This window comes from Bradyrhizobium aeschynomenes, from assembly GCF_013178945.1.
Classification (GTDB): Bacteria; Pseudomonadota; Alphaproteobacteria; order Rhizobiales; family Xanthobacteraceae; genus Bradyrhizobium; species Bradyrhizobium aeschynomenes.
On record NZ_JABFDM010000004.1, the window covers coordinates 18,840 to 32,779 of the forward strand.

At 67.5% G+C, this 13,940-nt stretch carries 12 protein-coding genes; 5 read left to right on the top strand and 7 right to left on the bottom strand.

The window, feature by feature from the left end:
* Window position 1 precedes the first annotated feature (1 nt).
* Both HL666_RS13045 and HL666_RS13050 read left to right on the top strand, forming a co-directional pair.
* On the top strand, window positions 2–2,476 hold the full coding sequence (locus HL666_RS13045; protein ID WP_172181824.1) for a DNA translocase FtsK: 2,475 nt from the start codon (window positions 2–4) through the stop codon (window positions 2,474–2,476).
* A 176-nt stretch (window positions 2,477–2,652) separates the two neighbouring features.
* Window positions 2,653–3,420, top strand: a complete 768-nt coding sequence (locus HL666_RS13050) for an outer membrane lipoprotein carrier protein LolA (protein ID WP_172182290.1) — start codon at window positions 2,653–2,655, stop codon at window positions 3,418–3,420.
* A 16-nt stretch (window positions 3,421–3,436) separates the two neighbouring features.
* Here HL666_RS13050 and HL666_RS13055 read toward each other — a convergent pair whose 3' ends face one another.
* Entirely contained in the window at window positions 3,437–4,522 is a 1,086-nt protein-coding gene (locus HL666_RS13055) for a DUF2336 domain-containing protein (RefSeq protein ID WP_172181825.1), read from the bottom strand.
* Between the two features lie 228 nt (window positions 4,523–4,750).
* Here HL666_RS13055 and HL666_RS13060 point away from each other — a divergent pair, with 228 nt between their 5' ends.
* From HL666_RS13060 to HL666_RS13070, 3 genes are all read left to right on the top strand, one after another.
* Complete coding sequence (locus HL666_RS13060; RefSeq protein WP_172181826.1) at window positions 4,751–6,289, top strand: YifB family Mg chelatase-like AAA ATPase; 1,539 nt, start codon at window positions 4,751–4,753, stop codon at window positions 6,287–6,289.
* Between the two features lie 101 nt (window positions 6,290–6,390).
* Window positions 6,391–6,870 carry a hypothetical protein gene (locus tag HL666_RS13065; protein ID WP_172181828.1) on the top strand — a complete coding sequence of 160 codons (480 nt, stop codon included), beginning with the start codon at window positions 6,391–6,393 and terminating at the stop codon, window positions 6,868–6,870.
* A gap of 135 nt (window positions 6,871–7,005) precedes the next feature.
* Window positions 7,006–9,246 (top strand): PAS domain-containing hybrid sensor histidine kinase/response regulator, encoded by a 2,241-nt coding sequence (locus HL666_RS13070; RefSeq protein ID WP_172181829.1) that lies wholly within the window; start codon window positions 7,006–7,008, stop codon window positions 9,244–9,246.
* Between the two features lie 521 nt (window positions 9,247–9,767).
* Here the strand turns inward: HL666_RS13070 and coaA are convergent.
* The 6 genes from coaA to HL666_RS13100 form a co-directional block, all read right to left on the bottom strand.
* Window positions 9,768–10,724: a type I pantothenate kinase gene (gene coaA, locus HL666_RS13075; protein ID WP_006612656.1), complete on the bottom strand. Its 957-nt coding sequence runs from the start codon at window positions 10,722–10,724 to the stop codon at window positions 9,768–9,770.
* A 34-nt stretch (window positions 10,725–10,758) separates the two neighbouring features.
* Entirely contained in the window at window positions 10,759–11,082 is a 324-nt protein-coding gene (locus HL666_RS13080; protein WP_172113676.1) for a phosphoribosyl-ATP diphosphatase, read from the bottom strand.
* Window positions 11,083–11,162: 80 nt separating this feature from the next.
* Window positions 11,163–11,939, bottom strand: a complete 777-nt coding sequence (gene hisF, locus HL666_RS13085; protein WP_172181831.1) for an imidazole glycerol phosphate synthase subunit HisF — start codon at window positions 11,937–11,939, stop codon at window positions 11,163–11,165.
* Between the two features lie 11 nt (window positions 11,940–11,950).
* Window positions 11,951–12,685: a 1-(5-phosphoribosyl)-5-[(5-phosphoribosylamino)methylideneamino]imidazole-4-carboxamide isomerase gene (gene hisA / locus HL666_RS13090; protein WP_172181832.1), complete on the bottom strand. Its 735-nt coding sequence runs from the start codon at window positions 12,683–12,685 to the stop codon at window positions 11,951–11,953.
* A 60-nt stretch (window positions 12,686–12,745) separates the two neighbouring features.
* Window positions 12,746–13,396, bottom strand: a complete 651-nt coding sequence (gene hisH, locus HL666_RS13095; protein WP_172181834.1) for an imidazole glycerol phosphate synthase subunit HisH — start codon at window positions 13,394–13,396, stop codon at window positions 12,746–12,748.
* The gene (locus tag HL666_RS13100) at window positions 13,393–13,917 is read right to left on the bottom strand and encodes a DUF2628 domain-containing protein (RefSeq protein ID WP_172113672.1); all 525 of its coding nucleotides are present in this window, start codon (window positions 13,915–13,917) and stop codon (window positions 13,393–13,395) included. The genes hisH and HL666_RS13100 overlap by 4 nt, the downstream gene beginning before the upstream one ends.
* Window positions 13,918–13,940: the final 23 nt, after the last annotated feature.

The window sequence follows — 13,940 nt, forward strand, 5'->3', positions numbered from 1 at the left end:
GATGCGGATGCCGGCGATCGAACGAGTCATTCCCCTGGTCAACCACCTGCCGACGTCGCTGCGCGACGCGTTGGTGCGGCGGCTGCGCGAGCTCGCGGGCCTCTGTTTGATCGCGCTGTGCGGCGTCGCCGCCGCGGCACTGATGACCTGGTCGGTGCAGGACCCGAGCCTGTCCCACGCCACCTCGCGCGCGATCCGCAACATCGTCGGCTATCCCGGCGCGATCAGCGCCGACCTGCTGATGCAGATCCTGGGCCTCGGCTCGATCATGGCGATCCTGCCGCTGGCGATCCGCGGCTGGCGGATGATGACGCACCGGCCGTTCGACCGCGAGGCGCTGCGCTTCGGCGCCTGGGTGCTCGGCGCGGTCATCGCCGCGGGCCTCGCCAGCTGCTGGCCGCGTTCGCATGCCTGGCCGCTGCCGACCGGTTTGGGCGGCGTCGTCGGCGATGCGCTGGTGCGCGCGCCGGCCGTGGTGTTCGGACCGCCCGGCGTGATCTATCGGCTCGTGCTCGGCACGCTCCTGCTCGTCGCGATGATCGGCTGCCTGCTGGTGGCCGGCGGCATGGGTGCGAAGGACGCCGATCCGAGCCTGCTTGCCGACGAGGAAGATGATACGCCGTTGTCCGACCCCGAGGATGACGACGATCGCAAGGCAATCCGGCTGGGCTGGGTGTTCCACGCCATCATGAGCGCCAAGGCGCAGATCGGCTGGTTCCTCTCAACGGCCTATCGCGCGCTGGTCTCCTCCGGACCGCAGCCGCGCACGGCCGCGGCCGGCCGGCAGGAGCCGAGCCTGGCCCGCGGCCAGAAGAAGCCGACGCTGGCGCCCGAGATGGACGGAGACGAGGGCGAGGAGGAAGAGGCCGGCGAGGACGAGGAGGACGAAGAGGAGGAGGAGCCGGCACCGAAGGCGCGCAAGAAGCCGACGCCGAAAACGCCGCCGAAGAAGTCGAGCGACAAATACGACCTGCCGTCGGTCTCGATGCTGGCTGCGCCAAAATCCTCCGATCGCCAGCCGCTGTCGAAGAGCGAGCTGGAAGCCAATTCGCGCGCGCTCGAAGGCGTGCTGCAGGACTTCGGCGTGCGCGGCGAGATCGTCAAGGCGCATCCGGGACCGGTCGTCACGCTTTACGAGCTGGAGCCCGCGCCCGGCATCAAATCGTCGCGCGTGATCGGCCTGGCCGACGACATCGCGCGATCGATGAGCGCGCTGTCGGCGCGCGTCGCCGTCGTGCCCGGCCGCAACGCCATCGGCATCGAGCTGCCCAACGCGCATCGCGAGAAGGTCTATCTGCGCGAGCTGCTGGTCGCCAAGGAGGCCACCGAGAGCGTCGCCAAGCTGCCGCTCTGCCTCGGCAAGAACATCGGCGGCGAATCCATCATCATCGATCTCGCGCGCACCCCGCACATGCTGATCGCCGGCACCACCGGCTCGGGCAAGTCGGTCGCGATCAACACCATGATCCTCAGCCTGGTCTATCGCCTGCGGCCCGACCAGTGCCGGCTGATCATGGTCGACCCCAAGATGCTCGAACTCTCGGTCTATGACGGCATTCCGCATCTCCTCACGCCCGTCGTGACCGACCCGAAGAAGGCCGTCGTCGCGCTGAAATGGGCCGTGCGCGAGATGGAGGAGCGCTACAAGAAGATGGCCAAGCTCGGCGTGCGCAACATCGACGGCTACAACGCGCGCCTTGCCGAAGCCCGCAACAAGGGCGAGGAGCTGACGCGCACCGTCCACACCGGCTTCGACAAGGAGACCGGCAAGGCGATCTACGAGGAGGAGAAGCTCGACCTCGATCCGCTGCCCTACATCGTCATCATCGTCGACGAGATGGCCGACCTGATGATGGTCGCCGGCAAGGACATCGAAGGCACGGTGCAGCGCCTCGCGCAGATGGCGCGCGCCGCCGGCCTGCACGTCATCCTTGCGACGCAGCGTCCGTCGGTCGACGTCATCACCGGCACCATCAAGGCCAACTTCCCGACCCGCATCTCCTTCCAGGTGACGTCGAAGATCGACAGCCGCACCATTCTCGGCGAGATGGGCGCCGAGCAGCTGCTCGGCCAGGGCGACATGCTCTACATGGCCGGCGGCGGCCGCATCAGCCGCGTGCACGGCCCGTTCTGCTCCGACGAGGAGGTCGAGAAGGTGGTGCGCCACCTCAAGGCCCAGGGCTCGCCGGAATATCTCGAGGCGGTCACCGCCGAGGAACCGAGCGAGGAGGACGGCGCGGTGTTCGACGCCACCGGCATGGGCGGCGGCGGGGGCGACGACCTGTTCTCCCAGGCGGTCGCCGTGGTCAAACGCGACCGCAAGGCCTCCACCAGCTACATTCAGCGCCGGCTGCAGATCGGCTATAACAAGGCCGCGTCGCTGATGGAGCGCATGGAACAGGAAGGCATCGTCGGCCAGGCCAACCACGCCGGCAAGCGCGAGATCCTGGTGCCCGAGGAGGAAGGCGGGTTCTGACGGCGCGCTTTGGTCCCAGATCTGCCGTTTCCAGGTCGTAACTTCACGCAATTACGATCACGCTGACCGACCGAACCACGATAGAAACGCGTATGAATCAGGACGTCGTTTTGAAAAGCTCCTTGTTGAACAACCCCTTTTCGCTTCCGCCCGGACGCAGCCTGTCCGCCCGGCTGATGGCCTGCGTCGTTGCGGCCAGCGCCCTGACCGGCGTCGCCGGCCACGCGACCGCCCAGACCACGCCGGCCCCGAAATCCGCAGCGAAGAGCGGCTCCCAGCTCAGCGCCTCCGAGCAGCAGCGCGGCGGTCAGACGACCACCCAGACCGCGCCGCCCAACCCGGTCATTCCCGATCCGCGGCGCAACGTGCCGGCCAGCATCTTCACCTCGTTCGACGCCAACCAGAAGGCGCAGGCCGCCAAGGTCAGCGCCTATCTGTCGTCGCTGCAGACGCTGGTCGGGAACTTCGTTCAGGTCGGCCCCGACGGCAGCAAGACCAAGGGCGATTTCTACATCCAGAAGCCGGGCAAGGTGCGCTTCGAATATGATCCGCCGACGCCGATCGACATCGTGGCCGACGGCTCGTCGCTGGTCGTCCGCGACCGCAAGCTGGCGACCCAGGACGTCTATCCGCTGTCGCAGACGCCGTTGCGCTATCTGCTGTCGGACCGCATCGATCTGTTGAAGGACACCAACGTGATCGCCGTCGCCGCCGACGATCTCTACGTCACGATCACGATCGAGGAGAAGCAGGCGCTGATCGGCACCAGCCGGCTGATGCTGATGCTCGGCGCCAAGGACGGCCAGCTCAAGCAGTGGACCGTGACCGATCCGCAGGGCTACGACACGACGGTCGCCGTCTACAATCTCGACACCACCAAGAAGCTCGATCCGGCGATGTTCAAGATCGACTTCACGACCTACCCGTCGACGCCGCCGGGCTGACGCAGCCGCGTCGTGCTCAGCCGGCTTCGAGCCCGCGCACCTTCCGCTGCGCTTCCGACAGCGCGAGCTTCTCGAAGCGCTTGCGCGCCTCGTCGAGATCGTCGGCCGCGATCGCGTCGCAGCTCGGTCGGGCGCGCAGGATCATGGCGGTCGTCGCCCAGCTGAGCCGCGCCGCCTTGCAGGCGAGCAGCAGGTCCGTGAGGCGATCCTCCTGCAGGAGCGATTCGATCGTCTCGATCGAGACCACGCAGAGCAGCGCCAGCGCCGCGATCACCGCGGGGAAATCGCCGGTCACGCAGAAGCGGTTGACGGCGGAGTCGCCGAGCTTGCCGCTGCGGTTGAGCGTGGCGACCTCGGCCTTCACCTGCTCGTAATCCCAGATCGCGCGCATCGCCGCGCCGGCCGAGCGTGTCGGAGCAGCCTGCAGCGTGGCGCGGGTTGCGGGCGGCGCCGCCTTGATGAAGCGGGTGCGGGCGCCCTCGCTCGCGGCGGCGACGAAGGCGCGCGACAGCTTGGCCGGCAGATCGTTGCGCAGCGCCAGCTTCTCGGCGAGATCCTCGTCTCGCTCGGCAATCTTGAACAGGCTGCGATAGCCGTCCTCGGACAGTTTCGCGGTGAGATTCTGCGCCAGCGCCATGCGCACCGGCGGAAAGCCGCGCGCGATCAGCTGCGTCGTGAGGCTGTCGCCGATGCCGCGGCGGGCGGCGATCGCAACCAGATGCGCCGGGCTCGAGCTCCTGATGAACTCGGCGAGGTCGCGCTCGGTCAGCACCGCGGCCTTCGCCAGCATCGGCCCGGCGACACGCAGCTCGGGATGAACCGCCAACAGCCGCGCGGTGCCGTAAGGCGCGCGCTCGACGCCGGCCAGCGCCATGCTCAGCTCGGCCAGCACGTCGGTCGCCACCTGGGGCATCAGGCGGGCGAACATCTGGTCGTAGAGATCGAGCTGCTCGGCGGGCGCCGGCCGCGGCCCGGCCAGGAACAGGCTCGTCGTGCGTCGCAGAATGTCGGTGGCGAGCTCGGACACCGTCCGCGCCTCGACGGCGGGCGACTTGGCGGCGGGCGACTTGGCGGCCGGAGCGGCCGAAGGCGCTGGGGGCATCACACATCTCTTCTTGTCGGCACCCGTCGCTGTGATCGGGCGCAGGTCGATCAGCATTTTGCGAAAGAATGCGAAGGCCGGACTAAAGGGGCGTTAAGCTCAGTGCGGCCGCAGGACGCTGCACGAGGCCGTCGTTAATGGATTGCCTCGCCGACGAGCACCTCTGTTCCCGTATTGTTCTTGCGAACAGCGCCCGCTTCCGCTAGCCTCGCGGCCGGGAGGGGCATCATGGTCCAGCGCGTTTCCACCGTTGCCTTCGAGGGGATCGAGGCCCGCGCGGTCGACGTGCAGGTCCAGGTTGCACCGGGCCTGCCGGCGTTCGCGATCGTCGGCCTGCCGGACAAGGCGGTGTCGGAGGCGCGCGAGCGGGTGCGCTCGGCGCTGATCGCCTCGGGCCTGGCGCTGCCGGCACGGCGGATCACCGTCAATCTGGCTCCGGCCGACGTGCCCAAGGAAGGCAGCCACTACGATCTGCCGATCGCGCTCGGGCTGATGGCTGCGATCGGGGCGATTCCGCCGGATGCGCTGACTGGTTTCACCGTGCTCGGCGAGCTCGGGCTCGACGGCTCGATCGCGCCGGTGGCGGGCGTGCTGCCGGCGGCGATCGGCGCCAATGCGCGCGAGGAAGGATTGATCTGCCCAGCGGCCTGCGGCGCCGAGGCGGCGTGGGCCAGTCCCGACCTGCAGATCATCGCGGCGACGTCGCTGATCCAGATCGCCAATCACTTCAAGGGCACGCAGGTGCTGTCGCGGCCGCAGCCGAAAATCCAGGAAGCGCCAGCGAGCCTGCTCGATCTGCGCGACATCAAGGGCCAGGAGAGCGGCAAGCGCGCGCTCGAGATCGCCGCCGCCGGCGGGCATCATCTGCTGATGATCGGCTCGCCCGGCGCCGGCAAGTCGATGCTGGCGGCGCGGCTGCCGTCGATCCTGCCGCCGCTGTCGCCGGCCGAGCTGCTGGAGGTCTCGATGATCGCCTCGGTCGCCGGCGAGATCGAAGGCGGCGCGCTGACCAACCGGCGGCCGTTCCGCAGCCCGCATCATTCGGCCAGCATGGCGGCATTGACCGGCGGCGGCCTGCGCGCCCGGCCCGGCGAGATCTCGCTGGCGCATCAGGGCGTGCTGTTTCTCGACGAGCTGCCGGAGTTCGATCCGCGCGTGCTGGATTCGCTGCGCCAGCCGCTGGAGAATGGCGAGGTCTCGATCTCGCGCGCCAACCACCGCGTCACCTACCCTGCCCGCTTCATGCTGGTCGCCGCGATGAACCCCTGTCGCTGCGGCAATGCCTTCGAGCCCGGCTATGCCTGCAAGCGCGGCCGTATCGACCGCTGCACCGCGGACTATCAGATGCGCATCTCCGGCCCGCTGATGGACCGCATCGATCTGCGCATCGAGGTGCCGGCCGTCACGGCTGCGGACCTGATCCTGCCGCCGTCCAAGGAAGGCTCCGCCGAGGTGGCCGCCCGCGTCGCCGCCGCCCGCGATGTGCAGCGCGCCCGCTATGTCAAAGCGGGCCTGCCGCAGATCAGGACTAACGCCGAGGCGCCCGCCGCAGTGCTCGACGAGATCGCCAAGCTCGATGCGCCGGGCCAGAAGCTGCTGCGCGAGGCCGCCGAGACGATGCGCCTGTCGGCGCGCGGCTATCACCGCGTGCTGCGTGTCGCCCGCACCTTGGCCGATCTGGACCATGTCGACACCATCGGCCGGCTGCATCTGGCGGAGGCGCTGTCGTATCGCGCGCTGGCGGAAGACAATCGCCATGCGGCGTGAACGTCTCGTCTTTTTCAACACTCTGGTAACGACTTCTCTTTACGCTCCGACAACCATAAGGCCCGCGTTTCGTCATCAGGCCTTCCGCGTCGGTGCGTGTCATGTTGCGTTTCAAGGTCCTCGTGTCGGCCGTGCCGCTGATCGCGGCTGCGGTTTTTGCCAAGCTCGAATTGGCGCCCTCCCCGCAGCCCTGCATTGCCGTCGGTGCCGACACCGTCTCGCTCGGCTCCGCGCCTTATCCCGCCGATCTCCACGTCGACTTCACCGACGATCCTGCGCAGGCGACGGTCCGCGTGGCGCTGGCGGAGCGTCCGGAGACGGCGGATTTCGTCGTGGTCGACGATGCCCCCGCGCAGGAGGATCGGGGCTGCCGCATCAGCGCCGCAACGCAGCTGGTGGCGATCGCCGCCGATCCGCTTCCGGGTGCGCCGCGCATCTATCTCGGCGTCGACGGCGCGGCCGACGGCGATTTCGACTATCGCATCTACGTCCGCTCCAGCCGCACCACCGCAAGAGAGGTCGCCGCGCTGATCGTCGCGGCCCGTGGCCACGCATCGTCGCCGGCCAACCCGGTTCTGTGAGCCGGGCTAACGCCCGGTTCACCATCTCTGCAGCGCCAGGTCGGGCCTGCATGACCTTTCAAAGTCTCGGCAATACCGACGCCGCATGGTGCGGGTCGGCCACGACATCGGATCGACGGCACCGGGGGGATGGACATGGGACCGCTTTTTCGCATCAGGCTGCGCCTGCGCCGGTTCATGCGCCGTCATCGCACCATCGTCGCGATTCTGCGCTCGCTGATGATCTTCTCCGCCGGCTTCGGCGGTGCCTACGGCTTCATCAAGGCCAGCATCTCCGAGAACTCCGGCTACAACCCGCACACCTTTGCCATCGGCGCCAGCTTCCTGTTCGCGCTCGCCTGCGTCGGCCTGGCCACGCTGAGCATGCGGCTGCGCTTCGTCGCGAAGAAACTTCAGAAGATCGCGCTTCACAACGAGGTGCTGGCCGACCGGAACTGGGAGCTGCAGGAGGCCGAGCAGCGCGCGCGCAATCTGTTCGAGCAGCAGGGCGATCTCATCGTCATGCGCGAGCAGGACGGCGCGATCATCTTCGTCAATGATGCGTTTTGCCAGATGGCCGGTCTCGATCGCGAGAACCTGGTCGGCAGCCGCTTCGCCTTCGCGCTGATCGAGCAGGGCGAGAGCGCGCTGGAGACGAGCGGCACGCGCGTGCACGACCAGCGAATCGAGAGCGCGATCGGGCCGCGCTGGATCGCCTGGCGCGAGGCGCTGGTCCGCTCCGATGCCGGACACCCCGCCGTGCTGCAATGTGTCGGCCGCGACGTCACCGACCGCACGGAGACCGAGCGCGCGCTCGCCGACGCCCGCGATCAGGCCAATGCGGCCAACCGCGCCAAGTCGCGCTTCCTGGCGATGGCGAGCCACGAGATCCGCACGCCTCTCAACGGCATCCTCGGCATGAGCGGGCTGCTGCTGGAGACGCATCTGACGCCGGAGCAGACGACCTACGCCAAGGCGGTGCGCACGTCCGGCGAAGCGCTGATGTCGCTGATCGACGAGCTGCTCGACTATTCCAAGATCGAGGCCGGCAAGCTGGCGCTGGAGGCGCAGCCGTTCTCGCTTGCCGCGCTGATCGAGGAGATCACCGAGCTGCTGGCGCCGCGCGCCCAAGCCAAGCAGCTGGAGATCGCGGCCTACATGGATGAGCGGCTGCCGACCTGGGTGACCGGCGATGCCGCGCGGCTGCGCCAGGTGCTGCTCAATCTGGCCGGCAATGCGATCAAGTTCACGAGCAGTGGCGGCGTCGCTGTCATCGCCGAACCCGGCATCTGGCCGAACGAGATCAGCTTCCAGGTGCGCGACACCGGCATCGGTATCGCCGCCGAGGCGCAGGAGCGCATCTTCCGAGAATTCGAGCAGGCCGACGACAGCGTCGCACGCAGCTTCGGCGGCACCGGCCTTGGGCTGGCGATCTCCGACCGCATCGTCAAGCGGATGGGGGGCCGGATCAGCCTGCAGAGCGAGCTCGGCGCCGGCTCGACCTTCGAGGTTTGCGTGCCGCTGCCGGCGGCGCTGGAGCGCGGCGAGCAGAACAGTTTTCGCGGGCCCGATCTGACCGGACAGTCGATCATGCTGATCGCGCCGCCCGGCCTGCAGGCCGAGCTGATCGAGCGGCGCCTGCAGAACTGGGGCGCGCAGACCTGTCTCGTCGCCGAGACCGAGGTCGCCGAGGCGCTGCTGCCCGAGCGGGCCTGGCACGCTGTGCTGGTGGATGATGCCATCGGCAGCGAGACGGCGCGCGGCCTCGGCATGACGGCGCAGCGTCATACGACGCGGCTGATCGTCCTGGTGACGCCGGTGAGCCGCCACGAGCTGGCGCCGACTGCGCCGTTCAACTTCTATCTGGTGAAACCGCTGCGCGCCGCATCGCTTGCGGCGCGTGTCGGATTTGACGCCGATGGCGCCGCCTCGGCGCTGATCGACGATCCCGTTCCGATGATCGCGCCGCCGATTGCGGCGCGCGCCGGCGCGGGCCTGTCGATTCTCGTGGCCGAGGACAACGACATCAACGCGCTGCTGATGCGCTCGCTGCTGACCAAGCTCGGTCATCACGCCGACATCGCCGTGCATGGCGAGGCCGCGCTCGACTCCTGGCTTGCGGCACGTTCGGCCAGCACGCCCTACGACCTGATCCTGATGGACGTGCAGATGCCCAAGCTCGACGGTATCGCTGCCGCCAAGCGCATTCGGGCGCTCGAGGCCAGTGAGCCCGGCCGCCGCACGCCGATCCTGGCGCTCACGGCCAACACCCTGGTCGAGGACCGCTATGCCTGCTTCGAGGCGGGCATGGACGGCTTCCTCGTCAAGCCGATCGACCGCGACAAGCTGGACGAGGCACTGGCCAATCTGGCCGCGGCGCGGCAGGTGGCGGCGTAGTGATGAGTTTGTAGCACGGGCGGTGCCTGCGCTCCCTCTCCCCGTCCTTCACGGGGAGAGGGTCGGGGTGAGGGGCAGCCACACGGGTGGTGCCAATTATCTGCCGCTCAGAGCCGCCCTGCTCGTCCGAGAGACCGCGAACTAGGCAGCGTATGTGCCATGCCCCTCACCCGGATTGCTGCGCAATCCGACCTCTCCCCGCAAAAGGGCGGGGAGAGGTTGCACCGCGCAAGCCTAATAAGCCGGGCAGTAAGTGGGCATACGCAAGGCAAGCTCTCTCTCCGGGGCATTCCGGGGCATTCGCGCGCAAAATGGCGCAGCCATTTTGAAGCAGCGCGAATGAGCCCGGAATCCATAGCCACAGGCCGCTATTTCTTAAGGGACAATAGCCACGAGCATCTCGGTCCACATGACCGGTCGTGGTTATGGATTCCGGGCTCGCGCTTCGCACGCCCCGGAATGACGGAGACACTATTCAGCCGCCGAAACGTTTCGAGATCTCGCTCGGCTCAGCAGCGAACTCACAACCGCCGCAGCGCCACCGTCTCGATCTCGTGGTCCGCGCCCTTCTTCAGGATCAAGGTAGCGCGCGGCCGGGTCGGCAAAATGTTGTCCTCGAGGTTGGCGAGGTTGGTGCGCTCCCAGATCGCGATCGCGGTGGCGGTGGCCTCTTCGTCCGACAGCAGCGCGTAGCGGTTGAAGTAGGAGCGCGGGTCGTGGAACGCGGTGTCGCGCAAGGACAGGAAGCGCTTCACGTACCATTTGCGCAGCACCGCCTCGTCGGCGTCGATATAGACCGAGAAGTCGAAGAAGTCGGACACGACGGGCACCGCCTTGCCGTCGCGCGGCAAGGGTCCCGTCTGCAGCACGTTGACGCCCTCGACGATCAGGATGTCCGGCTGGTCGATCTCGGTCCACTGATTGGGCACGATGTCGTAGCTGAGATGCGAGTAGACCGGCGCACGCACCGGATGCCGGCCGGCCTTGATGTCCGAGAGGAAGGCGAGCAGCCGTGCCTTGTCGTAGCTCTCCGGAAAGCCCTTCTTCTGCATCAGGCCCTGCCGTTCGAGCACGGCGTTCGGAAACAGAAAACCGTCGGTGGTGATGAGGTCGACCTTGGGCCGCGGCGACCAGCGCGTCAGCAGCGCCTGCAGCACACGCGCGGTGGTCGACTTGCCGACTGACACCGAGCCGGCGACGCCGATGATGTAGGGCATCTTGCGGTCGCGGATGCCGAGGAACTGACGCTGCGCGTAGTACAGCCGCTGCGCCGCATCGACATACATCGACAGCAATCGCGACAGCGGCAGGTAGATGTCCTCGACCTCCTGAAGATCGAGGCGATCGTGCATCGAGCGCAGTTTTGAGAACTCGCCGGGCTCCAAGGTCATCGGCGTGTCGTTGCGCAGCTCGGCCCATTGCTGGCGGGTGAAGACGCGGTACGGATTATATTGTTGTTCGGTGGTGCGCATATCCATGACGCTGCCCTTCGTTTCCCCCGGCCGTCGCGCCCTACTCCGTCTTGCGCGACGCCTTTTCTTCCAAGCCCGATTGACCTGTCCGCTTTGCGAGCACGGCCTCGACCTCGTCGAGCCGGATGTCGCGCGACTTCAACACCACCAACAAATGAAACAGCAGATCGGCGCTTTCGGAGATCAGATGCTCACGGTCGGTGCCGACGGCGGCGATCACCGTCTCGACCGCCTCCTCGCCCATCTTCTTGGCGCACTGCGCCGGGCCCTTGTCGAGCAGCTTGCGCGTATAGGACGCCTCACCGCCCGCCGCGGCGCGCGCGTCGATGATGGCAGCCAGATCGTGAAGCGTGAAGCGGGACATCAGCCAGTTCTCAGGACACGCAGGCCCGCTCCTCAGCGGCCGGACCCGCGTTCATCTAACATTTTTTCGGCGCAATGTCGTCAGGGATCGAGCCGCATCGGCAGGCCCTGACGCAGCATGTGCTCCTTGGCCTGCCGGATGGTAAATTCCCCGAAATGGAAGATCGAGGCGGCGAGCACCGCGGTCGCCCTGCCCTGCCGGATGCCGTCGACCAGATGATCGAGATTGCCGACGCCGCCCGAGGCGATCACCGGCACCGGCACGCTGTCGGCCACCGCCCGGGTCAGCGGCAGGTCGAACCCCTGCCGGGTGCCGTCGCGGTCCATCGAGGTCAGCAGGATTTCGCCGGCACCGAGCGCGACCACCTCCTGGGCATATTCGATCGCATCGATGCCGGTCGTCTTGCGGCCGCCATGGGTGAAGATTTCCCAGCGCGACCCGCCCCCCGCCCGCGGCACCGACTTGGCGTCGATCGCCACCACGATGCACTGCTCGCCGAACTTCTCGGCCGCCTCCTTGACGAACTCGCGCCGCGCCACCGCGGCGGAATTGATCGAGACCTTGTCGGCGCCGGAGCGCAGCAATGTCTTGATATCGTCGATGGTGCGCACGCCGCCGCCGACCGTCACCGGCATGAAGCAGGCTTCCGCCGTCCGCCGGACGACGTCGAGCATGATGCCGCGGTTCTCATGGGTCGCGGTGATGTCGAGGAAGCAGAGCTCGTCGGCGCCGGCGGCGTCGTAGGCGACCGCCGCCTCCACCGGATCGCCGGCGTCGCGCAGATTGACGAAGTTGACGCCCTTGACCACCCGTCCGTCCTTGACGTCGAGGCAGGGAATGACACGGACCTTGAACATGCTGCTCTCCCCTACCCGCGCGCCGCGCGGATCAGCGCCAGCGCCTCGGCCGGATGGAGCCGCCCGTCATAGAGCGCGCGGCCGGCGATGGCGCCTTCGAGCTTTTTCGCACGCGGCGTGAGCATCGCCTTGACGTCGTCGATCGAAGCGAGGCCGCCGGAGGCGATCACGGGAATCGAAATCGCGTCGCCGAGCGCGATCGTGGCGTCGAGGTTGAGGCCCTTGAGCAGGCCATCGCGCGCAATATCGGTGAAGATGATCGCGGCGACGCCGGCGTCCTCGAACCGCTTGGCGATATCGAGTGCGGTGACTTCGGACGTCTCGGCCCAGCCTTCGACCGCAACCTTGCCGTCGCGGGCGTCGAGGCCGACGGCAACGCGGCCGGGAAAGGCTTTCGCGGCGGTCTTCACCAGCTCGGGATCGCGCACCGCGGCGGTGCCGATGATGACGCGGGTGATGCCCTTGCCGAGCCAGGCTTCGACGGTCTTGAGATCGCGGATGCCGCCGCCGAGCTGCACCGGCATCTTCACGACCTTCAGCATCGCCTCGACGGCCTGCGCATTCATCGGCTTGCCGGCGAAGGCGCCGTCGAGATCGACAACGTGCAGATACTCGAAGCCCTGGTCGGCGAAGCTCTTCGCCTGGGCGGCGGGATCGAGGTTGAACACCGTGGCGCGCGCCATGTCGCCCTGCTCGAGGCGCACGCACTGGCCGTTCTTCAGATCGATGGCAGGAAACAGGATCATGTCTGATGTCTTTCAAGAGCGTGCCCTACCCGCATGTTGCAGCGAGCAGGATGGCAGCGCTCACGGCTTCCACTTCAGGAAGTTGGAAATGAGGGCGAGACCGAAACGCTGGCTCTTCTCGGGATGGAATTGCGTGCCGATGGCGGTGTCCTTGCCGACAACAGCGGTGATCGGCCCGCCGTAATCGGCGCGCGCCAGCACCTCGTTCTCGTTGACCGCATTCAAGTGATAGGAGTGCACGAAATACGCGTGCAGTCCTTTCGGCCCGAGCGGCAGCTTCTCCAGCACCGGATGCTCTTGCAGCACATCGAGCGTATTCCAGCCCATGTGCGGGATCTTCAGGCTCTCGTCGCGAGGCGTGATCTTCTCGACGTCACCCGAGACCCAGTCGAAGCCGTCGGTCGTGACATGCTCCTTGCCCCGCGTCGCCATCAGCTGCATGCCGACGCAGATGCCGAAGAACGGCCGCGCCTTGTGGCGCACGGCCTCGGTCATCGCCTCCAGCATGCCGTCGACCGCGTCGAGGCCACGGCGGCAATCGGCGAAGGCGCCGACACCGGGCAGCACGATGCGGTCGGCGCGATACACCGTGTCGGGATCACGGGTCACCACGACCTTCTGCGGATCTTCCATGCTGCGCGCGGCGCGCTCGAACGCTTTCGCGGCGGAATGCAGATTGCCGGAGCCGTAATCGATGATTGCGACGCTCATCGTCCACCTCCGGGTTCGGGGAACAAGCCAATGATGCTCGCATGGGGCAGCGGCGGCGGATGCTGTCCATTGCCGTTGTCACGCGTCGGCGGTGCGGCGCCGCGATCGACGGTGTAGTTGTCGTAACCGAGATCGCTGCGCCTTGCGGCCCAGCGCTCGAAGAAGCGACGCTCGGCGGCGTCGAGATCGTCGGCCACGACGACATCGAGCTGGCGCCATTTGCCGCGCGAGTAGCTCCAGCGCTTGAGGCTGGAGGCTTCGAGCCCGAGCAGGACCGCGAGCAGCAGATCGACCAGCGCAATCGTGCCGCCGCCGATCCCGATCCGGACCAGCAGAACGTCGACGACGATCATCAGCGCGATCCAGCCGAGCATCGCGAGCCACAGACGGTGCCAGGCCAGCCAGACGGCGCCGAGCACGGCGGCCCAGAAATGGAAGCCGTCGCGGATGAACACGAAGCGATCCGTCGAACGCAGATCGGCCCCGGCGGCGAGGGGAGCGTGGATCGTATAGACGGGCATGTCGATAATCCCTTGGGGGAGGC

Excerpts from the sequence above, each read along its gene's own strand:
- HL666_RS13050 (WP_172182290.1), top strand. The coding sequence starts at position 2,653 with ATGGCCTGCGTCGTTGCGGCCAGCGCCCTGACCGGCGTCGCCGGCCAC.
- coaA (WP_006612656.1), bottom strand. The coding sequence starts at position 10,724 with ATGGATATGCGCACCACCGAACAACAATATAATCCGTACCGCGTCTTC.
- hisA (WP_172181832.1), bottom strand. The coding sequence starts at position 12,685 with ATGATCCTGTTTCCTGCCATCGATCTGAAGAACGGCCAGTGCGTGCGC.
- HL666_RS13100 (WP_172113672.1), bottom strand. The coding sequence starts at position 13,917 with ATGCCCGTCTATACGATCCACGCTCCCCTCGCCGCCGGGGCCGATCTG.
- hisH (WP_172181834.1), bottom strand. The coding sequence starts at position 13,396 with ATGAGCGTCGCAATCATCGATTACGGCTCCGGCAATCTGCATTCCGCC.
- HL666_RS13080 (WP_172113676.1), bottom strand. The coding sequence starts at position 11,082 with ATGTCCCGCTTCACGCTTCACGATCTGGCTGCCATCATCGACGCGCGC.
- HL666_RS13045 (WP_172181824.1), top strand. The coding sequence starts at position 2 with ATGCGGATGCCGGCGATCGAACGAGTCATTCCCCTGGTCAACCACCTG.
- HL666_RS13065 (WP_172181828.1), top strand. The coding sequence starts at position 6,391 with ATGTTGCGTTTCAAGGTCCTCGTGTCGGCCGTGCCGCTGATCGCGGCT.
- HL666_RS13070 (WP_172181829.1), top strand. The coding sequence starts at position 7,006 with ATGGGACCGCTTTTTCGCATCAGGCTGCGCCTGCGCCGGTTCATGCGC.
- HL666_RS13055 (WP_172181825.1), bottom strand. The coding sequence starts at position 4,522 with ATGCCCCCAGCGCCTTCGGCCGCTCCGGCCGCCAAGTCGCCCGCCGCC.
- HL666_RS13060 (WP_172181826.1), top strand. The coding sequence starts at position 4,751 with ATGGTCCAGCGCGTTTCCACCGTTGCCTTCGAGGGGATCGAGGCCCGC.
- hisF (WP_172181831.1), bottom strand. The coding sequence starts at position 11,939 with ATGTTCAAGGTCCGTGTCATTCCCTGCCTCGACGTCAAGGACGGACGG.